This window comes from Frankia sp. R43, assembly GCF_001306465.1.
GTDB classification, from domain to species: Bacteria; Actinomycetota; Actinomycetes; order Frankiales; family Frankiaceae; genus Parafrankia; species Parafrankia irregularis.
The window spans coordinates 1,240,943-1,264,504 of the sequence record NZ_LFCW01000001.1; the positions used below are offsets into that span (position 1 = coordinate 1,240,943).

Genomic DNA, 23,562 nt, shown 5'->3' on the forward strand with positions numbered 1-23,562 from the left:
CGAGCCCGTAGCAGAATCCCGAGACAACGCCGGATCCGGACCACCGGCATGGGCCTGGCGGAGCCGTGCCAACGGAAGGCGGACCGCGCCCAGGCAGCCACCCATCGAGGATCCCGCACCGCCACGCAGCACCGGCATTTCACCTCAAGAGGGGCAAAAAGGGCGCAGATTCGCCTGGCAACCCGCAAGAGTGAAGGATGATGGTCGTCGGGACAACCAAAATGCTCCACTCTTGCGACTCGCCAAACCGGGCTACCGGAGTGCCGAGCTACCGGGCTACCGGCCGGGGCGGGCTACCGGACTGCCGGGCTACCGGCCGGGGCGGGCACGCCGCCTGCTTCGGCCCGCCGCAGCACGCCCTGCGACGCCTCGGCAAGGCCACCTGGTCGGAGCCTTCCGCGCCCTCAGCAGCGCCTGCGCCGGCTCGACCCCCGGCAGCCCGCCGCAGGCACTGACCGACACCGCGGCGTCTGCGCGCCTGCCCACGGTCCCGCCGGTGCGGCCACGAAATCGCCTCGCATCCTCGCCGGGGCTGGTCGAGAAAGGCCCCGACATGTCGCGGCCTTTCTCCACGCCGAGGGACTCCACATCCGTGGCGCGGCACCCGGGTACTAGGCTGCTCCCCGCCGTCAGCTCAGTGGGATGCGGACGACTCATCCGGGGAGCGCTCCGTGCGAATCAGGCCGACGCGTCGGGGCAGCCGCCGTCCGAACGCAGCCGTGTTGACCGCTCTGCTCACAGTCGGTCTGCCGCTGGCCGCCTGTGGCACGGGGCCCGGGCACGAGGAGGCTGGAAGCTCCGCCGAGGTTCGGGCCTCGTCGAGCAGCGACAGCGCGCGGCTGTCGCCTCCGACGCCGTCCGGGCGGGAGCCCGGCCTCCTACCGACGCCGACTCCGGGGCCGGGCCGGGCCGGGTCCACCGCGAGCGCACCGGTCGGAGGCGTCACCGGTGCCAGCGCCGGCACCGCTCCAGGTGGCACCAGATCGTCCACGGCACGTTCGGCGGACGGGACGCGGACCGCTCCGGCGCCGCAGCCCAGGTCCGCTTCCAACGGACCGGCCGGGCAGGGCGGTGGGGCGACACCGGCCCAGCAGCCACCGGCTGCCTCGGCGATGGCAGCGGCCCCGCCGACGTCCAGTGCCGTGCTCCTGCACTCCCCCACGCCCCTGCCACCGGTGCCGACCAGGCCGAAGCCCTTGGCCAAGCTGACCCTGACCATGGCTGCGAGCTGGACTCAGACCGACCCGGACCCGTCCTGTTTCCGCACCTCGATCACCTTCGTGAACAGCGGCGACCGGGGGACGGCAGGCGGCTCGTTGGTCATCTACGTGAACTGGCTGGACCAGATCAAGGTCACGAAGGCCACCGACTCGGTGACCGCACAGATACCGCCGGTCGGCCGCGGTGAGACGGTCCGGATGGACTACCGGTTCTGCCTGCAGGGAAGGCCGGCGGATACGTACGCGGCAGCGACGCAGTGGAACTACGCCATCTACGAATGACCGCGGCCGACCGCTGACCGCGGCCGACCGCATGGCCCCCATGCTGGCGGGCGACGCTGGGTGATGCCGGGCATGCCCCCATCGGGCGGGGTGGTCAGCGGGGGCCGTGAGCGGAGTCGGTCAGCCGCCGATGGCGACGACCTCCTCCTCGTTCTCGCCCGGCTGACGCACCTGGCCCGGCAGGACGACGGCGGTGATCACGGCGGCGAGGATCATGATTCCCGCGCTCCACCAGAACACGGTGGTGTAGCTCTCCAGCGAGGCGAGCACCGGCAGCATCGGGCCGGGCGCGTGTGAGTCGATGTAGTTGTCGGCGGCGGTGGCCGCCATGGTGCTCAGCAGCGCGGTGCCGATCGAACCGCCGACCTGCTGCACGGTGTTGACCATCGCGGACGCGGCGCCGGCGTCCTTGGCCTCGACGCCCGCGGTGCTCAGGCTCATCGCGGAGGCGAAGACGGCACCGATACCGGCCCCGAAGATCATGGTCGCCGGCAGGACACTGCCCAGATACGTCGAGCCGAGATCGATGTTGGTGAGCATCCACAGACCGACGCCGGCGATCGCCAGCCCAGGGGCGATGATGTAGCGCGGCCCGACTCGCTGCGTGAGCACCGCCGACCCGAACTGCGCCGAGATCATGAGCGCGGCCGTCATGGGCAGGAACGCGAGGCCCGACCTCACCGCGCTGAACCCGAGGTTCTGCTGCAGGTAGTAGGTGAGGAAGAGGAAGACCCCGAACATGCCGGCGCCCGACATGAGCATCGCCACCAACGATCCGCCACGGTAGCGGTCGAGCACGACGCGCAGCGGGAGAACCGGCTGGGCGACCCGCTGCTGGACGAGGACGAACGCGATCAGCAGCACCGCGGCGGCGGCGAGGCAGCCGATCGTCACCGGGTCGGACCAGCCGTCGGTCTCGGCCCGCGAGAACCCGTAGACCAGGGCGAACAGGCCGGTGGAGACGAGCACGATGCCCGGGATGTCGATCCTCGGCCGCTCCTGCTCCATCTCGTGACGCAGCCACAGGGCGCCGCCGACGAACGCCACCGCGGCGAAGAAGAGGTTCACGTACATGCACCAGCGCCAGGACAGGTACTCGGTGAGCACGCCGCCGAGCAGCAGCCCGATGGCCGCGCCGCCACCGGCGATCGCCCCGTAGATGCCGAACGCCTTGGAGCGTTCCTTCACGTCGGTGAAGGTGGTGCTCAGGAGCGCCAGGGCGGCCGGGGCGAGGAGAGCGCCGAACGCACCCTGCACGACCCGGGCCGCCACCAGCATGGCGAAGCTGGTCGCCGCGCCCCCGACGGCCGAGGCGACGGCGAACCCGATCAGACCGAGCAGGAACATCCGCTTGCGCCCGTACAGGTCAGCCAGCCTGCCGCCGAGCAGCAGCAGGCTGCCGAAGGCGAGCGCGTACGTGTTTAGAACGTCGTAGCATCATGGTATGGAATTTCCCCCGCTGGCCCCCTTGCCCCAATGGCCCGATGCCGACCCCGCCCTGTGGTACGGACGGATGTCTGACCTCGACAAGGACGCCCGTATTCCGGACCAGTTCGCCCGAGGCCAGAAGTACGCCGCCGTGACTGGCGAATACTGGATCGCCGGGGCGTGGGCCGATGACGGCATCTCAGCGTGGCGGGAAGACGTGGTCCGGCCCGAGTTCGAGCGGTTCCTGTCCGTCCTACGCGCCGGGAAGTATCAGCTGGTCGTGGCGTGGGAGGAAAGCCGGATCACCCGCGATCCGGTCGTCGGAGCCGAGTTCGGCAAGATCATGCAACGGGTCGGTGGCCGCCTCATCGTGACCGATGGGGAGAAGGCCACGACCTACGATTTCCGCAGGCAACGCGACCGTGACTCATGGCACGGCGCCGTGGGGAAGTCCGTCAGTGATTCGGGGCTGAAGTCCGAGCTGATCAAGCGGAAGTTGGACGCGAAGCGCGAAGCCCTGGAGTTCATGGGTGGCCCCGTGGGGTTCGGGTGGTCCCAGACGATCACCCGGAAAGGCAAGAAGATCGTCACGGTGTGGTCCGTCGATGAGGAGCAGGCCCGCTGGCTACGTGAGGCCGCGCAGCGTATCCGTGAAGGTGAGGCCGTTCTCAAGGTCTCGGATGACTTCTACGATCGTGGACTACGGATCCCGCACCGGCGCACACGCCCGGATGACACGATGGAAGCCGGCAGCCTGACGCGCGCCAGCCTCTCCGCGATGCTGCGTAACCCGAGGATCGCTGGTCTGTTCGCGACGGGAAACGTTCACACAGGGTGGACCGTGGTGGGCCCGATGGTGAATTTCCCCGCGATCCTCACCGAGGAGGAGTGGCGGGAGACGTGCGCGGCGTTGGAAGCGGTCACGACCCGCAAGGGCACCGGTACGGCCGTCAAGCACACGTTCGCCGGGTACTACGTGTGCCACAAGTGCAGGCGTTCGCTGGTCAGGAACTCACCCCGCGCGTACGCACTGTGGCGGCATCGTCTCGGGAAGAGCCGTGAACACTTCGAGTGTGACCAGTCGTTCCACATCAACGCCGCTGATGCCGACGACCTGATGACCCGTCTGGTTGACGAGTACCTACGCCGCCGCGTGTGGGAGAAGACAGGCGACGTCGCGGACGGCGACGAGTTGAAGGCCGAGCGGACCGAGAAGGAACGCGAACTGGCCGACCTTCCCCGCGCGATCGCCGCCAAGGAGATCAGTCTGCGGTTGGGTGGCCAGCTCGAAGCCCAGTACGAGACCCGGCTACGGGAGATCGACGCCGAGCTGGCCCGCCGTGCGCGTCTCGTGACCGTGCTGGACGGAGCGGAAGCGCTCCGGTTGTGGCGCGGCGGCACGCTCACGGAGAAACGCCGCGTGCTGTCGACGATCATCGTGAAGATCGTTGTCATTCCCGGGAAGGAGCTTCCGTTGCGGGAACGGCTGGACCCGCAATGGCGCTATCCCGGACCCGCCTGAGGGCCACCGTCGATGTTCCGCGCGGGTTTCGGTGCGAGTGCGGTCACGATCGCCGCCGCCATCAGCGCCGATGGTTCCGGAGCCCGCGCGAGTTGAGCCGCGATCCACCGCGCATCCGCCTCAGCCTCAGCGTCACGGTCGGTATCTGGAGTACCGGCCGAGGGCCTGGAGACCGACCGGCCCGAGGACCGACCACGCCGCCGCCCAGCAGCACCAGGCCCACGACCACCATCCGTCCCCGACTCACACGACGTCACCCGCTCAGCCCCGATATCCCGCCGACCGCCCTGCGACGACGCCCGTCGACGTACAGCCCACCCACCCACCCCCGCCACCACCGTGTCCGTCGTCTCACTCGCACCCCCACCGGTCGTGAGCAACGACGAAGAACAATCGGCACCTTCGGTGCTCGTCTCCTGGCCAGCCACCAGCCCACCCGGGACCACCGGCCCCGAACACGCATCGTCGAGGTCATCGAACAGCGACGGCTGAACAGAACCTCCGGAACTCATCGTTCGGCCCGCCACGTGCCCACCGGGCCAGCAGCCGCCCGTGACGATGGCAACTCGGGAGGGTCAGCCCCGTACCCGCCGAGATGCAGCCCCCGACCGGCATACGTCCACGCCCCGAGAACGATCGTGTTCTCATCACCCTCCAACCGGCCGAAAGCGTCCACCGGGATCCGGCCCGCCATCGCCGCGCCGATCGTGCGCGACCACACCCGCCGCACCGTCCGCAACGCGGTGAACGTCGTCGAGTACCGCCGGGACTTGGTCAGCCAGTGGCCGCCGAACCCGAAGCTGTGCGACCAGCGGACCAGCCGGGGCACATCGCCGGATTCCCGACCCAACGCCGCGTCCAACGCAGCCGCGAACACCGCGTCACGACCCAGCCGCCAGCAGGTCTCCACCAGCCGCCGCAGGTGCGGGGGCAGCGTCAGCCGTGCCAGCGCGGCGAGCGACCGTACCGGACGATCCAGAGCGCCGCCGGCAGCCGCCGACTTGGTGATGTACTTCGCCAGATAGTTCGCCACCGCACCGCCGGCCGCCGCCCCGTCCAGCGTGATCCGACGGATGTCGACCTGCGCCCCCCAGCGCACCGCCCACCCATCGGCACGCCCGTCGAACGTCCCGGCGTCCGGATCGGGAGCCGGTACCGCAACCGACCCGACGACGCCCCGCAGAGCATCCGCGACCAGCTCACCGGCCGCCCACCCCGGAGGAGCAGAGCCGGGCCCGCCGGGACCGTCGACCCGGACGACCACATGCAGGTGCACCACACCCCGCGCCTGCATTTCCGCGACCTTCACGAAGCTCATCCGGGCCGAGCGGCGTAGCCCCGCCACGGTCAGACCGGCCGCCGCCGCCACCGCGGATTCCGTCGCGTCCCGCGTGACCTTCCACAGCTTCGGAACCAGCGCGTTCCACACCACCGACCGGCCGTAGCCGTAGCAGTCGCCGCACAACGGCGACCCGAGCCGGGAATCCGCCTCATGATGCCGCTCATGACAGCCCGCCGGACGCCCGTGCGGGCACAGGCCCCGCCGGGGGTGACACGCCCGCACCGGCCCGGCCTTACCGCCCTTCTGACGGCGGGAATGCACCGGCCCGAAGGACGGCGCCGTCAACGTCACGAACCACGCCGGATGCCCAGTGACCGTGTCCGGCACGCCCTTGCCACCCGCGAGCCCGGCCAGGACCAGCCGCCGGGCGTCCCGCTTGTACACCGCCGAACAAGCCGGGCACGCGGACTCCCGCCGGTTGCCGCACCGCACATGCAGCACCCCGCCGGGTTGATCCGAGCTGGTGAACGACCGGCGGATCTCACCGGTAGCGGTATCGACATGGTCGACATGTCCCGACAGGCGAATCGGACGGGAACAGCCACCCGCGACCGGCCGGTTTTCGGGCAGGCTCACGCCCACATCCACGGAAAACACACCGCGCCCTTTCGCCCGCACAGCCCCCACCAGCCCAGACCCGGAAACCTCACAGGTCAGGCCAGCCGGAGACACACGGAAAGAAAGCAGGAACGAGAACAGGGGAAACCAGAACGGAAACCGAACCCGGCGGGCTTTCCGCCGTACACCCATCCCACACCGAAACGCCGGCACCATGCCACACACACAAACGTGCTAATAGTCGGCACACGAATGGCACACGAAAAGGCATTCCGACCGGCACCAGACCGGCACCGGCACGGGGAAACAGGCGAACGCGCGGACAAGCCCGCGCAGGCTCAGCCGCCCCCGGCTACCCGCTCACCCCACAGGCAGCAGCAACCCAGGACAGCAGCAGAACACGGCACATGCGCACCCCAGACGGAACATCAACACGACTGGACGCAGGCCACCGACGGTGACCCACGGTGCAGCAGCCCGAGCCCGGTCCGTGCCGCTCCCAGGCGGCGCAAGGTGGACAGCCCGACAATGTGGCGTACTGCCGTACAAGAGAAAGATCATCGCGGCGCAGGGTTCAGAACCCCCGAATGCCGTCATTTACGATACCACCCCGGCGCATTGGATGCCAGGGGGCATGGCGACGACCCCGGGGCACCTCCACCCGAGGGAAGGATCGGGAAGGCCGCGGGGTCGCCTGGCGGGGGTGGGACGGGTAGGGATAGTTCCGCGAGAATCGTTGCTCTACCGGTCCGGCTCGACGGCCTGCCGTACCGCAGACGGCCCCGGGAAGTCGGCGGGTATCGCGTCCATTAGCGTTTCGTTGGCAAGCTTACCCAGCCAATATCCGGAGTTTCGACGCTCCCCGATCCTGCGGAAACCAGCCTTCTCGTAGGCCCGGATCGCAGCCAGGTTCGGAGAGAGTACCGATAGGTGGACGCATCGCAGGTTCGTCACGTGAAAGGCGTAGTCGAGTGTGAGCCTCGTCGCTTCGGTACCGATACCGTTGCCACGGCTGGCCGGGCCGAGCTGGATCACGAACTCCCCGGTTCGCACGTGATGGTCGATGAGAACGGCAGTGGTGCCAGCGGGGGTCGGCGGATCCGTGGTCACGTCGTAGACGGTGAACCTCAGCTGATCGTCCGTGCCGCGCGCCTGATGCTGGAACCCCTCTCGCCGGTTTTCCAGCGAGTCCGGTGTCTGCCGACCGTAGCCGACCAGGACGCCAGGATCCTGCTCCCACTGCCAGTAAAGATCGACGAGGTTACTGGAGAACGGGCCGAGCCCAGCGCGTTCGCCGCGGATCCACACGATCGGTTCATGCACGCCTGTTCTCGCTTCCGTCGTCGCGTTCGGGTACGGCGCGCAGGACGCCGAACCGTGCGGTTGACGACGGTTCGGCAACCCGCTGTCCGTCGTCAGTCTCCACCCAGGCATGGAGCCGAACAGGGTCGGCTGCTGCACCGTGGCACCACGTCACCCGCTTCCGGCCCATGGCCAGCAGGAGGAACGCCGCTGATGATTCTTCGAGGCAGGCAACACGACCCGGCATGACCGTTCCTGCCCGCCGGACGGCGTTGACCGCCTCCATGAGGTGATCAGCTGAGGCATCGACCCTGGCGCGTCGCGTGGCCCACGTCAGCAGACGAAGTAGCCGCGCCATCCGGCTGCGACCTTGTCCGGCCGCGAGGGCGCCGAGCACGACGAGTAGGGCCACACCCGCACGTAGGGTCATCCCGCAGGATGCGGATCCGACCGTCGTGCGCCCGGCCTGCATCTCCTGTGTTCCCCAACTTGGCACCCACGACGGCCCGACCGCCGTCGGTTGGCCCGCTCGATGTCGGGGGGTCTGCATGATCAGTTCTGCCGTAAGGAGCTGTTCACGCAGGGCCCGCGCGGACTGGGTGTCCAGCAGCCCCGACGGGTCGCCGTACCCGCTGGTCGTTGCCGCCTCCCACCAGCGCGCGGCCGGCCCGGTCAGTACATCAGCACGGCCGTTGCGGTAGTTGACGATCACGGTGGCAGGGCCAACATCGAGCGCACGAACGTGTTCGGGGACAATGATGTACTCACATGACATCATCTATCGCTCTCCGTGGTTCATTGGAATCCACGCCACATCGGATGTGTCACTCAGGGCCCGTAGCCATACCTCCGCAGCCAAAGCCGGCTCCACGGTGGCGAACGGGACAGGGAGCCCCGCAGCCGTCATCGTCAACGTCTGTCGGAACTCGCCGGGCTCGACGAGACCTAGGGCGGCCAACCGGCCGTCAGCCAGGGCATGGAGCGAAGCCAGGTTCGTGCGCATCCCCTGGTAGTGGTCAGGATTGAAATCGCCCTTGGTAGTGCGCTCTGCCAGCCTGGCAGGGAACAGGTCCGCCATCGCAGCCCGCAACACGGGCTTGTAGTCGGCGGGGCCGGGACGGTCACCCAAGGAAAGCGACAGATAGGCATCCACCACGCGAGAATCCGTGAATGGGTTGTGCAGTGATACCCCGGCCGCTTCGGCAAGCTGAATATCGGCGCGCGCGGAGCGCCCCACCTCCGCCATTCCTTCACCGGTCATGACCGTGGCAAACGAACCGGGGGTGGGATCATCCGCGCATTCAGCCACCGCCGCGGCGACAGCCCGTGCCCGTTCCCGTGCCTGCAACGTCGCCCATGAGGGAAGAGGCTCGATCCCGCACCAGCCGATATCGCCATCGGCGGTACTTCGTGAGGAACCTCCACCCAACTCCGTGGCCAGCGCCGCCAGCGCTGCCGCGCGACGTCCTCGCGAGACACGGTGAGCCGACCGCAGCAGCGGCCACACGGGAAGCCTACGCAACCGCGCCCATCGGATCGTTTCGACCACTGCCCGCCGGCTATGCCCGATCGCGAACAAATCTGCCAGAATTATTGGTGGAGAACACAGCAGGCTATCCCCACCATCGCCAGTCAAATGACAATCAGTGCCGAAGGTGCTCCGCATCCAGGTGAGCTGACCGGAAAAGCGGGCATGCGCGATCGTGGACGGCGCCGGTTCGTCTGTTACCGGGACAACATCCAGCGCCGAATACGGCGCGTGCTCCGCGCCCAGCGGCATGAGGCGGTGAACGATTCCGGAATGCCTGGCCGCGAGCCGCGCATAGTCCACGTCTCCGCCCGTGGCATGGCCGACTGGATGCACCGTCACCCCGGTCACCGGCCGCGCAGTGCCGGACGACGCATGGGCCAGTAAAGCAAGAGATGTCGAATCGAACCCGCCTGACATATCCGCTGTCAGCGCTGTCGCGTTGACTGCCCGCACCGCCACCGCCGCTGCCAGTTCCGCCCGCAGTCGCCTGCCGGGTGAATCTACGCATGGCCGAGGCGACCACATCCGTTCCGACCGCACCGCCCCCGACCGGATCAGGGTCAGGCGATGCCCGGCGGGTACAAGCCCTACGCCCTTGAATGCGGATCGCCCCGCAAACAGGACAGGTACCGACGGAGCCAAAAGCCACATGGCCAACCGATCCAGATCCGGCCCGGCACCGGTCAGCGCAGCCAAAGCGCGTGAGCTGGAAGACCAGTACACCCCGCCGTCCAGCGAGGCTGTGTAGATGGGCCATGCTCCACCGAGGTCGGTCCAGATGCGGGTAAGGCTGTCGGTGACTTCCACAGTGGTGTAACTACCCGCCCACCGCCAGGCCACGTCGTCCGGAACCCCGTGCGTTCCGAGTCGCGCCAAAGAATTCCGAGTGATGGCGCAGGGACCGATCACCGCAACCATTCGATGGTCGCTGTACGTCGCGCGGACCTCGTTCCCGTCCCATCGTCCGACCGTCCAGCATCCGGAAATGGTCGGCCACACCTCCGCGCTGTTAACAGGGGTCCGCGGTGGCTTTGCGGCGCTACTGAAGCCCCCGAACCAGCGCATGTCTCCCATCCCTTTCGCCCCTTCCTGAACGTACTGGTGCCTGGCCCCATGCAGAACCAGGCACCAGCAGGACGCGGACTAGCTGTTGTACGCCTTCCGCTTGTCCTCCGCGCTGCCCTTGCCCTGGCCGAGCGTCACCATCGACGCCTCACCGAGGCTCACCAGCAGCACCGGAGCCTTTTCCGTCGGGCCGTCGTGCGGCTGGAAGTCAACCGTCACCATTTTTCCGCCCTACCTTTCCTGGTGTTTGCGCGGCCAACACCGCGCCTGGGTACCCGACAGCGGCCGATTCCGCATCGGGGGATCTGGGTGAAGGCTCACCGGAGCGTCATTCTTGACTATGACGCAGCGTCGACCTTCAAATCAGAGCAGGGAAATGGATCTCCCACACGTCGATCGGCAACACCACTTCGTGGTCGCGCAGGCGCACCCGATGCAAACTGAACGTCACTCCGTCCGGTGTCACATCCGGGTTCGGTCTCGATCCCGCCATCACGATCCGGGGCAGCTCACCTGCCATGATCCTCTGTCGCCGCAGCCGGATACCGACCGCCCACGCCACCCGGGATTCCATCAGCGACGTGAACCTGCGGTGCATCAGCACGAGCCCCACCGGAGCAAGCTGGGCAATCCCAATACTTGCCCCCACCATGATTTCCTCGTCCACCGCCAACTGGTCGGACAGCAGCATCTCCTGTGCCTCGCTGTCCGCCCGCAACGGCTCTGGAAGCATGCCGATGATCAAACCGTCGCGGTGCCAGGGAACGAACTCCGGGAGCTGGCCCGTGTGAAATTCCCACCCGGTGGCCGTGACCGCCCCACTCACCATTGCTCGGGCCCCGGACGAAGAGCCCGATCCCTCAAAGGCTCGCGATCATCCTCAAGTCCAGGAACGGAAGCGCACGGTATCCCGGAATCGTGATCCCGTGCCGGTGGGCATAGTTCGCCATCGACCGCAGATCCGCGAATGGGGCGACCACCTGAGCGCCCGGCACTACCAGCGCGAAGGCTCCCGACGGGGTCATCACGTCCCGGAGATTCACCATTCGCGCGAGCCCCGTAGGAATACCCGTTCTCGTCATCCCACTCCCAGTCGTCGTCGACGTCGTACCTGTCCTCGTCCTTCATCGCTCCCACCTCCACCGACCGCATCCGTCAGACCGCGAACTCCCGGTACCTGTCCGGACCCGGAATGCTGCGCACTCCAGCCACGGCACCCCAGGCCCCCAACGGCACCGGCCGGGGGGACGGCCCCAAGCCCGGCCAGGGCCGCTACGAGAAGTTCAACGCGGATTCCGCACGCGCCCAAGGACAGATGCCACGTCAAGTAACCGGCTGTCACCGACGGCCCGTCCGGCGATCAGAGCCGTTGTCCGGTTGACGTGACCAGTCGAATCGCAGGTCAAATGATCAGTCGACCAGCCGAATCCACGGTGACTTCCCGGCCGTCCGGTCCGCCACCGAACATGGGCCGCTACGCTTCGTGCAACCCCTTGTTCTGGGAGGCACCCGTGACGCCACATCGCGCGACAGAGCACCCCGGATGGAACCCCTCTGTGCTCCGCCGGCATCGGCTTCAGTACGGGCTCACCCTCCCCACGCTCGCCGAACGCATCCGCAATATCGACGTCGACAGCGCCCGTGAACGAAGCTTCACCCCGCCACTGGCGACTGCCGAAGTCATCGGCAAGCACGAACGCGGACAGACCTACCCCGGCGCCGACTACCGCGCCAGCTACCGGCACATCTTCGGCACTGGAGACGCCGACCTGGGATTCCGCCACCGGCTCCCCGCCGAGCAGGCCCAGACGACTCCGCAGCAGGCCGACTCTCCCAGTGACCGGGCCGCGTCCTCTCCGCCGCCTTACTCTGGAGACATCGGCGGGTACACCGCTTCACGCCCGCCCGATACCGACGGGCCGGAGAGGCGGATCATGACCGAATCAGAAGAGGCGTTTAACTTCCTGGTCAACGCCGAACGGGCCGCGGCTCGACCGGAAGTTCTCGACTTCCTCCACCAACAGGTACGCAGCCTCGCCATCGCGTTCCCGACCGAGGCGACGAACCTTGTGGGCCCGCTACTCGACGCACAGCGCGTCGCCTTCAGACTCCTGGACGGCCCAACTCCGCCAGACCAGGCCCGGGACCTCTACTTTCTCGCAGCAATCACCTCCGGCCTCCTCGCCCGCGCAGGAGTCGACCTCAGCCAGCACACAACCGCCGACATCTACGCCCGCGTCGCCTACCTGTGCGCCGACCGGGCAGATCATCCCGGCCTGCGCATCTGGGTACGCACCGAACAGGCCCGCGCCGCCTACTGGACAGGGGCACCACACGAGGCACTGCGCTACATCGAAGCAGCCGAAGCAGACCTCCACCTCGTTCACGGCACGGCAGCGATAGAGACCGCCGTACAGGCAGCCCGTGCCCATGCGGCACTCGGCGACAGCGCACGGGCCCACGCCGCCATCACGCGAGCCGTAGACCTCCGCGAGCGGACCCGTCCCGACGACCTGGACGAGATCGGGGGTGAACTCTCCACCCCGGTAGCCGTCCAACTGTTCATCGCATCCGATGCCCTTACCCGACTCCCCGAGGACCCACGCGCCGAGCAGGCGGCCATGGACGCCGTGGAAGCGTTCGCCGCCGCAGGTAGCGCCAGCTACGGCAGCCGAGCTGGGGCCCACATCAACCTCGCTCTGGCTCGCACCCGCCGGGGTGACGTCGACGGCGCCCAAGACGCCCTCCGGCCCGTCCTAGCCATCCCAGCCCAGCGCCGCAACCACGGGATCCGCACCCTCATGCAGCGCATTCAAGGTGCGCTGACCGACCAGCGGTACGGACGATCGCCGCAGGCACTCGACATTGCAGCCGAGGTCGAGAACTACTGCCAGGTGACCCCGACAACCCGGATTCCCGAGTAGTTCAAGATCGTCGCTAATCGTCTGTACGGGTTCAAGGCGCGCCGACGGCGCGCGCGTGTGACCTGCCGCACACGCCGCGCGCGCCGCACTCGCCCCGCCCGGCAGGCTCGCCGCACGCGGTGGGGCCCCGCCTCCCTTCGGTCGGCTCCCCACCGGTGCGTCGGCCTGCCGGGTGTGTCGGATGCGTCGGCCCGTCGGAGCGTCAGACCACCCGCTGTACACCAGCTAGGCCGCGCATCCGGTTGGCGATAGAGAGGGACGCCCTTCGGGCGACTCATTTCCGGGGCTACGCCCCATGTTGTTGGGGCTCTGCCCCAAACCCCGGCCCACGCTCTGGAGGAGGGGGAGGGGCCGCGAACGTCCGCTGATCGCCTCCGCCGACGGACACCCCAGGGGGTTACTCCGGAACCCCCGACCGCGCAAGAGCGCACAGCACCCAGCAGTGTACGGAGCGTGGGCGCTCATGCACGGCCGGAGAACCCGGAGTAAGGCCCAGCCTGCCCGCCGACGGAGGAGATCAGCTCAGCCCGAGGACTGTGAAGAACAAAGAGCGGTCCGGCAAGCCCACAGGCCACCGGACCGCCTCAGCCCGCTACAACCCGACGAACGGTCGCGGCCCCGGAGGACTGATCAGATCGTCGACCAGGGCACGCCCGACCGCATCGCCCGTATCGACGCCATCGCGTTCCGCCACCAGGCGTACGCCCTCACGGCGCAGCAGGGCCAGGACCGCGTTACGGCCAACGTCGCTTGACGCCAGCCGATCCACCGTGTCGACGATCACCACCTGGCAGCCCCCGCCGTTGATCTGCCGCAGGACCCGCGACCAGGCCCACAGCCCCTCACGCTGCTGATGCTCTGTCGGGCCCGCCTCCCAGCCCCGCGTACGGCAGGACCACAGGAACACCGACCTTTGAATCATCCGGTCCAACGCCGAGACGTCATCCCGGACGAAGCTCACCGCCCGCACCGCCGCCATCTCACCGGCCCCCGTTCCGCCGGAGCCGAGCCCGCACCGAAGCGACCCGCAGCCGAGCCACGAGCACCGCCGCTCCGACCCACCGCAGCCTCTCCCGGACCTCAGCCACCTCCCGACCGGCATCCTCCCCGACCGGAAGGAACATGTCCGCCGCCGCCAGACATGCGTTCGCCAGCTCCACCAGGAAACCGGCCGTTCCCGGACCGTCGCCGTGATCATCGATCCGCAGCACAACGCCGTCGGGAAGGATCAGCGCCGCGCGGGGGTCCTCCGCGCCGACCACACCGACCGCAGGCACCCCCGAGGGACGCACCGGCACTACGTTCTGTGGCACCATGGACATACGTTCGACTCCTGTTCGTGCAGGTTTCGGACGAGGCCCGGAGCCGGTGTTCCCGCACCGACCGGGCCGCTTTGTTCTGTAGATCAATTGTCGCAACTTCGCTATACGTTGTGAACGCAGTCGATCAACGCCGAGCGGCCGGCACCCCGGGTACGGGATACCGGCCGCAGGGCCGACGGTCGAGGGCTACATGCGCGCGCGCCGACGGTTGCGGACCATGTCCGCCAGCGCCACCACGCTCCGTGGGTCGAGCGTCAGAAGCTCACCCCACAACCGCTCTCCGGTCGGACCTTCCGGCACGGCGACCATGAGCGTCTGCAGCCCTTCCTGATAGGGGGTCCACCCCCCGTTGCCCGGGACATCCAGGGTTGGCACCCACCCGCCGGCTGCCGCCGTTGTGCCGTCACCCAGGGTCCGGAACCGCATCCTCACGTCGGTACCACCCGGAGCCACCGAGCGATGGTCGAGGTACACCACCGATGGCAGCGTCGCCGTCACGTCGACGAGGTCCCGCAGCATCGCACCCGACCGCACCGTCACGTCGAACACGCCACGTGGCCGAGGATTGACCGTGACGAACGGTCGGCCCCGGTACGGGTCCCGGCTACCACGGTCACCCGAAGGCGGAATACTGGTCACGGGTCATCTCCTGTCACCGCAGGTGAGGATCAAGGTTCCGGGGGGTGCGCCAACACCCACCGGAACCGCCAACACCATCAACTATAAGACGAAGCGTCCCAAAGTTCAGGCGAACAAGGAGATACGTGGCGGAGGAAGATCCGTTGATCGGCTATCGCGAGATGGCCGAGCGCGCTGGCATCAAGCCGGGAACGCTACGTAACTACCGCAACAAAGGGCTACTACCTGAGCCGGACGATCTTTCCGTGCCCGACCGGCCGAGATGGAAGACGTCGACTTTCGAAGCGTGGATGGCCAGCCGCCCAGGACGAGGAGCGCGAACAGACCTCCAGCCGCCGGACCCCGCCGGCTAGCCGGCAGACCCAAAGACACAGGTCAGACGTTGCTACGACGTACTACTTGCGTAGCCCGTCACGATCCACTGGCGCTGGTCGTTGCTGAAGTCCAGTGCCTGCTGGGCCGATGGCAGCGCGATGTTCACCACCGTCCCGTCCAGGACGACCATCAGCTGGGCCAGGCCGAGCACGCACAGCACCCACCAGCGCTTGTCGGTGAGGCTGGCGGAGCCCCCGTCCGCCCGTGGCGGCGCCTGTGTTGCGACGCCGGCTTCCGTACCTGTTAGCGACATGACCATCCCGCCTGATCGAAGTGGACATCATCGGTCCGCTTCAGCCAAGCTAACGGAAGCGGACACCTCCGGTCCACTTGTGAAGTGGTGGCCTTGTTCACGACGAGCAGCACACTGATCGACAGATCGGTCGCGCTGGGCCCAGCCCCGGGTCCGTAGAACTCGACGCACCACCGCCTACCGACCCGCCCGCTACACCGGGTAGCTAGCCTTACGACATCGACCCCACCCGCGGGAGTGAATGCACCCATGTCCGCCACACCTACGGTCAGCGGCTCCGACGCTCCACGTGCACGTAAGGATGCGGTACGCAATCGCGCCATCCTGCTGGAGACCGCCGACAGGCTCATCGCCATCCGCGGACTCGACGTCACGTTCCATCAGCTCGCCGCCGCGGCAGGCATGGGGGTCGGCACGGTCTACCGGCACTTCGCCGACAAGGAAGCACTACTCGGCGCCCTGATCGAGCAGCGGTTCGACACCGCGCGCGACATCATGCTCGCGGCCGAGCAGGTCGCCGACCCGATCGAGGCATTGCGCGCGGCGATTGTTCGCACCTGCGAGTACCACTTCTCCGACCGTGCGCTGTGGCAGGCGATGATGTCCGCCGCCAAACGAAACCAGGAGCTCGCACGCGAGCGGTTGCTGCCGGTCATCACGCGCATCGTGGCCCGAGCCAGGGCCAGCGGTCGCCTCCGAGATGACTTCACCGCCACCGACTTTCCAATGAGCCTTTTCAATCTTGGTTTGTCTGATTCTCCCGGCGGTTAAGGGTCACCAATTGACGAATTGAACGGGAACCGGCTCGGGCCGTTCCATCATCTGGCGACGGCAATAGTTGGTCGGGCGGCGGGCGGAGGGATGCCGTAAATAGAGAAGTCCCCGGTAGATCACAGGGTTCCTACTCCACTGTGCCCTTGACCGAGGACTTCCGTTGCTAACCTACCCCGGTGTCGTCGACCTGCCCGAGTCGACCCTGACCTTCCTCACGGGACTGCTGGCCGAGGACCGCGCCCAGCGCCGGACCTGGCGCAAGCTGCCCCCACGCGAGCAGGCACTCCTGGTGCTCGCCCACCTCCGCAAGGGTGAACGCTACGAGCACCTCGCCGAGGGCTTCCAGGTCAGCGTCGGCACCGTCCACAACTACATCCGCGAGGCCGTCGGCCTGCTCGCCACCCACGGCCGGACCCTGCTCGCCGCGGTCTGGACCTTCGCGTGGACCCAGAGCAACTTCCTCATCCTCGACGGCACCGTCGTGCGTACCAACCGTGTCCGTGCGCACAACAAGCTGTACTACTCGGGCAAGCACAAGTACCACGGCATCAACCTGCAGGGCCTCACCGACCCCTACGGTCGGCTGCTCTGGATCTCCGAAGGACTTCCCGGCTCCGTCCACGACCTCACCGCGGCCCGGATGCACGACGTCCTCCATCTGATCGACCGCTCGGGGCTCTACCTCTACGCGGACAAGGGCTACGTCGGCGGCGAGGGTGACCGCCTCCTCGTCCCGGTCAAGAAACCCAAGAACAGGGAACTCCCCGACCGCGACAAAGAGACCAACTGGACCCACGCCACCACCCGCTCGCAAGGCGAACGAGGATTCGCGGTCCTCAAGAACTGGCACATATTCGACCGTTTCCGCGGCTGCCCACGCCGCGTCGGCATCTTCGCCCAGGCCGTCCTCGTCCTCTCCAGTGAGGGCCTTTAGGAAAATCGACTTTGAAAAGGCTCAATGATCTTCCTGCTCACGGGAAATCTCGGCTACCCCGTCGACATACGCCCCGATCTCTGGCGGCGCTACGTCGAATCCATCATCGACGGCTTCATGCTCCAGGACTCCGACCGGGTAGGTACGGCCGCACCTGCGGCACCGACCGAAGACGAGGTCGAAAGAATACTGTCCTGCATTGAATGATCCACCGGGATTCCGCACCGCCACCCAGCGCCAGCAGTTCACCTCAACAGGCGCAAACAGGGCGGAGCCGGTTTGACAATCCGCAAGAAACGAGGATTCCGGTCGTTGTAGCAGCCGAAATCATCACTTCTTGCTCGACAGCGACAGCGACAGCGACAGCGACAATGGATGGAAGCCGAGCCGAAACCCGGGGATCCGCGACAGGCTCGCCCGGCGACCAAAAGTCCCCCTAACGCCACCCAGCCTATGCGGATCTTCGACGCTACGGCGCATCGGCGTCGGGTGTTCACCGGCCGCCAACATGATCACGATCTACGGCGGATGACGGCCCGGCCACGGACGACCAACCTGCCCCGAAGGGCCCCGGCCACATCCCGGACGCCTGCGACGGGCTTCTCACTTACGCAACCGCATTCACCCGCCGCACTCGATCCAGAAGATCACAGCAACATCCTCATCACCTGAATTTAACGGCATGTCGGAATGCCGCGGATCAGACGATGCCGGGGCGTGGAACCCGTACAGGCCAAGCCGGCCCTAATGCCATGTTCTGGACATTTACGCGCCCCGCGCACGGAACCCCCAGAAGGCAGTCGATTTCTCATGGGCGGGCCGAGCCGGCCACCAGGCGGTGCATTCGAACAAAAGACGAGATGGGAGGATGCCGCCGAACACCGAGAGGAGATCGTGTGGTGGACCAGGCCCGGCCCGAGGACACAAACAGTACGGATGACCACGACGTCACGTCCTGGGCGGTGGAAAACGGCTTCGTGCGGCCTCAGTTGTCAGGAATCAGCGGGAGCGCCACCTCCCTGTCCAGGGCACCCGCTTTTTCCACTGTTCCAGGCGCGTCCGCCGGACCCGCAGCGGTCAACACCACGATTCCGGCAGCCCCTCCCGTTCCCGTGCAGAGGTCCACCGCACCGGGGCCCACCGCACAGGGGTCCACCGCACAGGGATCCAACCTGCGGACGTCCATCGCGACACGCCCCGCGGCACGGCGCGCCACCGCGCTCGAAACCCTCGCCGGTCCCGCGCCGCTGACGGAGGACGACACCTGGCAGCGGGTGCCCGTCGGACGGCTCACGGCCGTCACCGGGCCCGGCCTGGCGATCGCGGTCATCCTGATCGGCGCGGGGTACCTGACCTGGCGGGCCGGCACCCTGGGCGGCTCCGGGGTGACCGGGTTCCTCTTCTACTGCGCGGAGGTCGCCAGCTACCTCACGATCGTGTGGACGGCGGTGATGACATCCCGGATCCGGCCCGGGCGGGTGCGGCGTCCGCCGGCGCCCACCGGCACCCTCGACGTCTTCGTCACCGTCTGCGGCGAGCCGGTGGAGATCGTCGAGGCGACACTGCGGGCCGCGCTGGCGATCGACTACCCGCACCGCACCTACGTGCTCAACGACGGCCGGATCGCCCGCCGGGAGAACTGGCGCGAGATCGACGAGCTCGCCGCCCGGCTCGGGCTGACCTGCTTCACCCGCACGACCGGGGCGAAGGGCAAGGCGGCCAATCTCAACCACGCCCTCGCGCGCACCGGCTCCGAGGCGATCATGACGCTGGACGCCGACCACGTCGCCGTCCCCGACCTGGCGGAACGGGTCCTGGGCTACCTGCGCAACCCACAGGTCGGCTTCGTCTGCACCGAGCAGCGCTTCGACGTCGGCCGGTACGACGTCCTCAACAACGCCGAACCGATGCTGTACCGGGCGGTGCAGCCGGCGAAGGACCGGGACGGCGCGGCCTCCTCCTGCGGCAACGGCACCCTGTACCGGCGTTCGGCCCTGACGGCCGCCGGCGGGTTCAGCGAGTGGAACATCGTCGAGGACCTGCACACCTCCTACGAGCTGCACTCCCGCGGCTGGCGCAGCGTCTACCACCCGCAGCCGGTGTCCGTCGGCATAGCGCCCGCGACCGCGGCCGAGTACGCCAAGCAGCGCAGCCGGTGGGCGATGGACGGGCTACGCCTGCTGCTGTTCGACAATCCGCTGCGCAAACCGGGGCTGACCGGCTGGCAGCGCGCCCACTACCTGCACACCGGCGTCGGCTACCTGGTGGCGTGCGCGCAGATGATGTTCCTGCTCGGGCCGCCGATGAACGCGCTGGCCGGGGTGCAGATCGCCGCCGGGGTCTCGCTGACCGACTACGTGCTGCACGCCCTGCCCTACCTGGTCGGGTCGATGCTGGTCGTCGCCCGCCACACCGGCCTGCGCGGCGCGCACCGGACGATCGCCAGCACCCTGTTCAACGCGCCGCTCTACGCGCTGGCCTTCGTCCGCGTCGTGCTCGCCGGCCGCCCCGAATCCGGGGCCACCGCGAAGACCGCACTGCCCCGGATGTCGTTTCTGCTGCTCCCCCAGGCCCTGTTCGCCGCCGCGCTGATCGCCACCATCGTCGTGGTCGGGCTCGACCCGGACGTGGCCGACCTGTCCGCCCTGGTGTGGGCGGGGGCCCTGCTGGCGATGATCGCCGGCCCGCTGTCCGCGCTCTCGGAACGATCCTCGGCGGTCGAGCGGGCCCAGCTTCCCATTCGGGCCGCCATCGCGGTGACGGTGCTCGGCCTCGCCACGACAGCCCTGCTCACCAGCTGACCTGAGGGCCCGGGGGACGTCCTTCCCGAGGCGGACGGCGTGTCGGCTGGCACGTGGTGCGCCTGTGGCTGGCAGCCGCGGTGGCTGTGGCTGGCGGGCGGGGTGCCTATGGCTGCAGAGCCCGGCGCAGGAAGGCGGCCTGGTGGGCGAGGGCGGCTTCGTGCCACGGCTTGCCGGCGTGCAGGTCGAAGTGGTCGCAGGGGTAGTGCCGTACCTCGGCCCGGCCGCGGAAGGCGGCCTTCGCGGTCGCGTACGGCGGTGCGGCCCGGTCGAAGTCGGCTATCTGGACCAGCCAGCGGCTGCGCAGTGCCGAGGCCGCCGTCCGGCCCGGGCGGAAGGGCCCGATCTCACCGCCGAGGGTGGCCGCGACCTCGTTGCGCCACGTCGGTCCGGCGATCGCCAGGTAGTCGTCGTAGTAGCCGGGCGGGGTCAGCGCCGCCGGCCGGCCTGGCGGCCCGACCACCGGGATCATCGGCGCGGGGCGGCCGACCAGCCCACCCAGCCGGGCGGCCAGGGATGTGGCGGAGGTCCGGGCCACCATCAGCGGCGGCTGGGTCCGGAACGCGTACAGCGCGGCGGCCGGCCCGTCCAGCAGCGGGACCATGGAGATAACGGCCGCGATGTCGGCCCGGCCGGCGGCGACCTGCAGCACGGTGCCGCCCGACAGCGACTCCCCCCACAGCACCAGCCGGGACGGGTCGACACCGGGGGTCCCGGCCGCCACGGTCAGCGCGGCCCGGTAGTCGTCCGCCTGCCTGGCGAGGGACACCGTCTGGCGCGGGCCGCCGCCGCTCGCGCCGAAACCGCGGTAGTCGAAGGTGAGGACGTCCAGCCCGGCCGCGGCGAGACCGGCGGCGAACGGTTCCAGACCGGAGTCCATGGTGCCGGCCAGCCCGTGCGCCATCACGACGGCGGGCCGGCCGGAATCCGTCGCCAGGCTGTCGTCGGCGGCCCGGAACCACCAGGCCGCGCAGTCCGCGTCCCCGGAACGGAACGTACGTTCCTCGAAGGTGAGCTGCGTGTTCGTCATCTGCGGTCCGATCGTCGTGGCTTGCCGCCGTCACCCACCCGCCTCCGCCGGCAGCGGTGGCGGCGGAGGCGGGGTGGGCGGCGGCGAGCCGGGGCATGGCTAGGGGCTGGTCACTTCGTCGGGATCGGGATCGGCGCCGGATTCGGGGCCAGAGCCGGGATCGGGGCCAGGGCCGGGATCGGGATCGGTGCCGTAGATCGTGCGCAGCCAGATCGCCGTCAGCGCCTCGGCACGCTGATCCGCGCTGAGCGGACCGCCCGTGCTCAGCTGTTCGAGACTGCGCTCGTTGAGCTCGAGCAGTACGGTGACGAGCGCCCGGCTGTCCGGCCCGGCGGGGGCGGTGCCAGCGGCCCGCTCCGCGTCGATCATTTCCGCGAGCGGACCGATGAACGACTCCCGGTACTCGTCCCACAGTCTGCGGACGGTCTCGCTGCGCTGGCGGGCGACCAGCATTCCCTGGATCAGGTGCCGGTGCTTCTCACCGCTGGTGAGCACCGCCCGGATCGTCCTGCCGATCCGTTCCCTCGGCGGCCCGCCGGTGGTGATGAGGGCGTGGGTGGCAGTCAGGACCTCCTGGTAGACGTCCGAGCCGAGCGCGGCGGCGCAGGCCGCCTTGTCCTCGAAATAGAAATAGAACGCGGACCGGCTGACCCCCGCCTCGGCCGTGATCGCGGCGACGTTGATCTCGTCGAGGTCGTGCTCCTTGAGCAGCTCGTCCAGCGCCCGCATCATCGCGGCCCGGCGCTGGTCACCGCGCTGGGGTGCGCGCCGGTCGAGCGGATCGCCGACGCCGGCCTGTCCACCGCTCAACTCAGGGCCGTCGCCGCGGTCAGTGGGACCGGGCCGTCGGCGAGTGCCCGGCGCCGCCCCCGCGGCAGCTCCCTGGTGCGCATGTCGTGCTCGTAGAGGAAGTAGTCCACCTGCTGAGTGTGCCGTGGACGGTCGACCATCCGGCCGATGTACTTCTGCTCATCCGCCGTGATCACCTGTTCCATCTCGGCGTCGGACGGCGGGCGGTACTGGCCGGCCGCGTATGCGGCCACCAGGCGCGACTGGCACTCGACGAACGGGAAGAGGGTCGGCGTCGACTGGGCGAAACCGACGAACGCGAGGTCGGTCAGCCCCGGCAGGAGGATCCGCTTGTACAGGCGGATCCGGTTGTCGGGCGCGCTGACGAAGTCCTCGTCGAAGAACGGGAACGTGATGTTGTAGCCGGTGGCGTAGATGATGATGTCGAATTCGCCGGACGTCCCGTCCTCGAAATGGACGGTTGATCCGTCCAGCCGGCTGACGTTCGGCTTCGGGGTGACGTCCCCGCTGGAGAGACGGACGGGGAGCTCCGCCGACTGCGTCGGATGGGCGTCGAAAAGGCGGTGTTTCGGGGCCGGCAGCCCCCACCGCTCGGGCCGCCCCGCCGACTGGATGTTGAAGAAGTGCAGCACGTTGCGCTGCCAGTTCAGCGGCACGTACGGAAGGGTGCGGTAGAGCTTGTCCCCCGGCTGGCCACCGACGAGCTTCGGCACGATCCAGGCGCCGGACCGGGTCGAGATGGTCACCTGGTTGCGCAGCGTCCGGGACGACAGCTCGACGGTGATGTCGGCGGCGCTGTTGCCGATGCCCACCACCAGAATGCGCGAGTCCTTGAACCGCAGCGGGTTCTCCGGGTCGATGTAGTGGTGGGAGTGCAGGGTCTGGCCGGTGAACGTGCCGGGGAAGTCGGCGTAACGCGGGTCCCAGTGGTGGCCGTTGGCGACGACGAGGAAGTCGAACGTACGGGTGCTCCCGTCGGCTGTGGCCAGCCGCCAGCCGCCGCCGTCGAGATGCTCCGCGTGCGTCACACCGTTCTCGAACTCGATGCGCTCGCGTAGCCCGAACGCGTCGGCGTACCCGTCCAGATAGTCCTTGATCTGGGTGTGGTGCGGGAAGTCCGGATAGTCGTCCGGCATCGGGTAGTCCCGGAACGAGAGCCGGTGCCGCGAGGTGTCGATATGCAGCGAGCGGTAGGCGCTGCTGTGCCCGTTCGGGTTCCCGAAGGCCCAGTTGCCGCCGAGGCGGTCGGACGACTCGAAACAGGTGTACGGCACTCCGTAGTCGCCGAGCATCTTGCCTGCGGTCAGGCCGCTGATGCCCGCGCCGATAACCGCCGTGCGAGGCCCGTTCATGGATTCCTCCAGGGGACTGGACAGAGGTGCCGGGCACAGACTAGGAACTGACCTGACACATGTCAATAAAAGCTGACACGCGTGAGGGGTGACGGTGG

At 68.4% G+C, this 23,562-nt stretch carries 22 protein-coding genes and 1 pseudogene; 8 read left to right on the forward strand and 15 right to left on the reverse strand.

What is annotated here, in order from left to right; all coding sequences use genetic code 11:
- Nucleotides 1-634: 634 nt before the first annotated feature.
- Nucleotides 635-1,219: a hypothetical protein gene (locus ACG83_RS04655; RefSeq protein WP_054564869.1), complete on the reverse strand. Its 585-nt coding sequence runs from the start codon at nucleotides 1,217-1,219 to the stop codon at nucleotides 635-637.
- Between ACG83_RS04655 and ACG83_RS04660 the strand changes: the two genes are divergently transcribed.
- Nucleotides 1,218-1,502 (forward strand): hypothetical protein, encoded by a 285-nt coding sequence (locus tag ACG83_RS04660; RefSeq protein ID WP_054564870.1) that lies wholly within the window; start codon nucleotides 1,218-1,220, stop codon nucleotides 1,500-1,502. The two genes, ACG83_RS04655 and ACG83_RS04660, sit on opposite strands and share 2 nt — an antisense overlap.
- A 120-nt stretch (nucleotides 1,503-1,622) precedes the next feature.
- On the opposite strand, the pseudogene ACG83_RS04665 reads toward ACG83_RS04660, so the two are convergent.
- A pseudogene (locus ACG83_RS04665) lies at nucleotides 1,623-2,912 on the reverse strand (MFS transporter); the annotation flags it as partial.
- Between the two features lie 103 nt (nucleotides 2,913-3,015).
- Here ACG83_RS04665 and ACG83_RS04670 point away from each other — a divergent pair.
- Nucleotides 3,016-4,452, forward strand: coding sequence for a recombinase family protein (locus tag ACG83_RS04670; protein ID WP_054564871.1), 1,437 nt, complete (start codon nucleotides 3,016-3,018; stop codon nucleotides 4,450-4,452).
- 508 nt (nucleotides 4,453-4,960) lie between these two features.
- Here the strand turns inward: ACG83_RS04670 and ACG83_RS04675 are convergent.
- From ACG83_RS04675 to ACG83_RS04695, 6 genes are all read right to left on the reverse strand, one after another.
- Nucleotides 4,961-6,370 carry a replication initiator gene (locus ACG83_RS04675; RefSeq protein WP_369812849.1) on the reverse strand — a complete coding sequence of 470 codons (1,410 nt, stop codon included), beginning with the start codon at nucleotides 6,368-6,370 and terminating at the stop codon, nucleotides 4,961-4,963.
- Nucleotides 6,371-7,093: 723 nt separating this feature from the next.
- Entirely contained in the window at nucleotides 7,094-7,675 is a 582-nt protein-coding gene (locus tag ACG83_RS04680) for a GNAT family N-acetyltransferase (RefSeq protein WP_054564873.1), read from the reverse strand.
- Nucleotides 7,668-8,432 carry a lasso peptide biosynthesis B2 protein gene (locus ACG83_RS47870; RefSeq protein ID WP_369812850.1) on the reverse strand — a complete coding sequence of 255 codons (765 nt, stop codon included), beginning with the start codon at nucleotides 8,430-8,432 and terminating at the stop codon, nucleotides 7,668-7,670. The genes ACG83_RS04680 and ACG83_RS47870 overlap by 8 nt, the downstream gene beginning before the upstream one ends.
- Nucleotides 8,433-10,259: an albusnodin/ikarugamycin family macrolactam cyclase gene (locus ACG83_RS04690; protein ID WP_369812851.1), complete on the reverse strand. Its 1,827-nt coding sequence runs from the start codon at nucleotides 10,257-10,259 to the stop codon at nucleotides 8,433-8,435.
- A 69-nt stretch (nucleotides 10,260-10,328) separates the two neighbouring features.
- A complete protein-coding gene (locus ACG83_RS43900; protein WP_152991257.1) occupies nucleotides 10,329-10,472 on the reverse strand; it encodes an albusnodin family lasso peptide in 144 nt (47 codons plus the stop codon).
- Nucleotides 10,473-10,608: 136 nt separating this feature from the next.
- Complete coding sequence (locus ACG83_RS04695; RefSeq protein WP_054564874.1) at nucleotides 10,609-11,079, reverse strand: hypothetical protein; 471 nt, start codon at nucleotides 11,077-11,079, stop codon at nucleotides 10,609-10,611.
- A 727-nt stretch (nucleotides 11,080-11,806) separates the two neighbouring features.
- On the opposite strand from ACG83_RS04695, the gene ACG83_RS04705 reads away from it, so the two are divergent.
- Nucleotides 11,807-13,174 carry a hypothetical protein gene (locus ACG83_RS04705; protein WP_054564876.1) on the forward strand — a complete coding sequence of 456 codons (1,368 nt, stop codon included), beginning with the start codon at nucleotides 11,807-11,809 and terminating at the stop codon, nucleotides 13,172-13,174.
- 592 nt (nucleotides 13,175-13,766) lie between these two features.
- Here the strand turns inward: ACG83_RS04705 and ACG83_RS04710 are convergent.
- The 3 genes from ACG83_RS04710 to ACG83_RS41990 all read right to left on the reverse strand — a co-directional run bounded on the left by ACG83_RS04710 (nucleotide 13,767) and on the right by ACG83_RS41990 (nucleotide 15,135).
- Nucleotides 13,767-14,135: a recombinase family protein gene (locus ACG83_RS04710; protein ID WP_235497639.1), complete on the reverse strand. Its 369-nt coding sequence runs from the start codon at nucleotides 14,133-14,135 to the stop codon at nucleotides 13,767-13,769.
- 19 nt (nucleotides 14,136-14,154) lie between these two features.
- A complete protein-coding gene (locus ACG83_RS04715) occupies nucleotides 14,155-14,496 on the reverse strand; it encodes a hypothetical protein (RefSeq protein ID WP_054564878.1) in 342 nt (113 codons plus the stop codon).
- A 186-nt stretch (nucleotides 14,497-14,682) separates the two neighbouring features.
- Nucleotides 14,683-15,135 (reverse strand): hypothetical protein, encoded by a 453-nt coding sequence (locus ACG83_RS41990; RefSeq protein WP_235497641.1) that lies wholly within the window; start codon nucleotides 15,133-15,135, stop codon nucleotides 14,683-14,685.
- Between the two features lie 125 nt (nucleotides 15,136-15,260).
- Between ACG83_RS41990 and ACG83_RS41995 the strand changes: the two genes are divergently transcribed.
- Nucleotides 15,261-15,488 carry an AlpA family transcriptional regulator gene (locus ACG83_RS41995; RefSeq protein ID WP_083473018.1) on the forward strand — a complete coding sequence of 76 codons (228 nt, stop codon included), beginning with the start codon at nucleotides 15,261-15,263 and terminating at the stop codon, nucleotides 15,486-15,488.
- A gap of 32 nt (nucleotides 15,489-15,520) precedes the next feature.
- Here the strand turns inward: ACG83_RS41995 and ACG83_RS04730 are convergent, their stop codons facing one another.
- Nucleotides 15,521-15,763, reverse strand: a complete 243-nt coding sequence (locus ACG83_RS04730; RefSeq protein WP_235497643.1) for a hypothetical protein — start codon at nucleotides 15,761-15,763, stop codon at nucleotides 15,521-15,523.
- 249 nt (nucleotides 15,764-16,012) lie between these two features.
- On the opposite strand from ACG83_RS04730, the gene ACG83_RS04735 reads away from it, so the two are divergent.
- The 4 genes from ACG83_RS04735 to ACG83_RS04750 all read left to right on the forward strand — a co-directional run bounded on the left by ACG83_RS04735 (nucleotide 16,013) and on the right by ACG83_RS04750 (nucleotide 20,272).
- Nucleotides 16,013-16,534 carry a TetR/AcrR family transcriptional regulator gene (locus tag ACG83_RS04735; RefSeq protein WP_083473019.1) on the forward strand — a complete coding sequence of 174 codons (522 nt, stop codon included), beginning with the start codon at nucleotides 16,013-16,015 and terminating at the stop codon, nucleotides 16,532-16,534.
- Between the two features lie 163 nt (nucleotides 16,535-16,697).
- On the forward strand, nucleotides 16,698-17,471 hold the full coding sequence (locus ACG83_RS04740; protein WP_054564425.1) for an IS5/IS1182 family transposase: 774 nt from the start codon (nucleotides 16,698-16,700) through the stop codon (nucleotides 17,469-17,471).
- A 24-nt stretch (nucleotides 17,472-17,495) separates the two neighbouring features.
- A complete protein-coding gene (locus ACG83_RS04745; protein WP_054564880.1) occupies nucleotides 17,496-17,678 on the forward strand; it encodes a hypothetical protein in 183 nt (60 codons plus the stop codon).
- 905 nt (nucleotides 17,679-18,583) lie between these two features.
- Entirely contained in the window at nucleotides 18,584-20,272 is a 1,689-nt protein-coding gene (locus ACG83_RS04750) for a glycosyltransferase (RefSeq protein WP_235497645.1), read from the forward strand.
- Between the two features lie 106 nt (nucleotides 20,273-20,378).
- On the opposite strand, the gene ACG83_RS04755 is transcribed toward ACG83_RS04750, so the two are convergent.
- The 3 genes from ACG83_RS04755 to ACG83_RS04765 form a co-directional block, all read right to left on the reverse strand.
- Entirely contained in the window at nucleotides 20,379-21,302 is a 924-nt protein-coding gene (locus tag ACG83_RS04755) for an alpha/beta hydrolase (RefSeq protein WP_054564882.1), read from the reverse strand.
- A gap of 99 nt (nucleotides 21,303-21,401) precedes the next feature.
- A complete protein-coding gene (locus tag ACG83_RS04760) occupies nucleotides 21,402-22,112 on the reverse strand; it encodes a TetR/AcrR family transcriptional regulator (protein ID WP_200931270.1) in 711 nt (236 codons plus the stop codon).
- The gene (locus tag ACG83_RS04765; protein WP_054564883.1) at nucleotides 22,109-23,464 is read right to left on the reverse strand and encodes an NAD(P)/FAD-dependent oxidoreductase; all 1,356 of its coding nucleotides are present in this window, start codon (nucleotides 23,462-23,464) and stop codon (nucleotides 22,109-22,111) included. The genes ACG83_RS04760 and ACG83_RS04765 overlap by 4 nt, the downstream gene beginning before the upstream one ends.
- Nucleotides 23,465-23,562 lie beyond the last annotated feature (98 nt).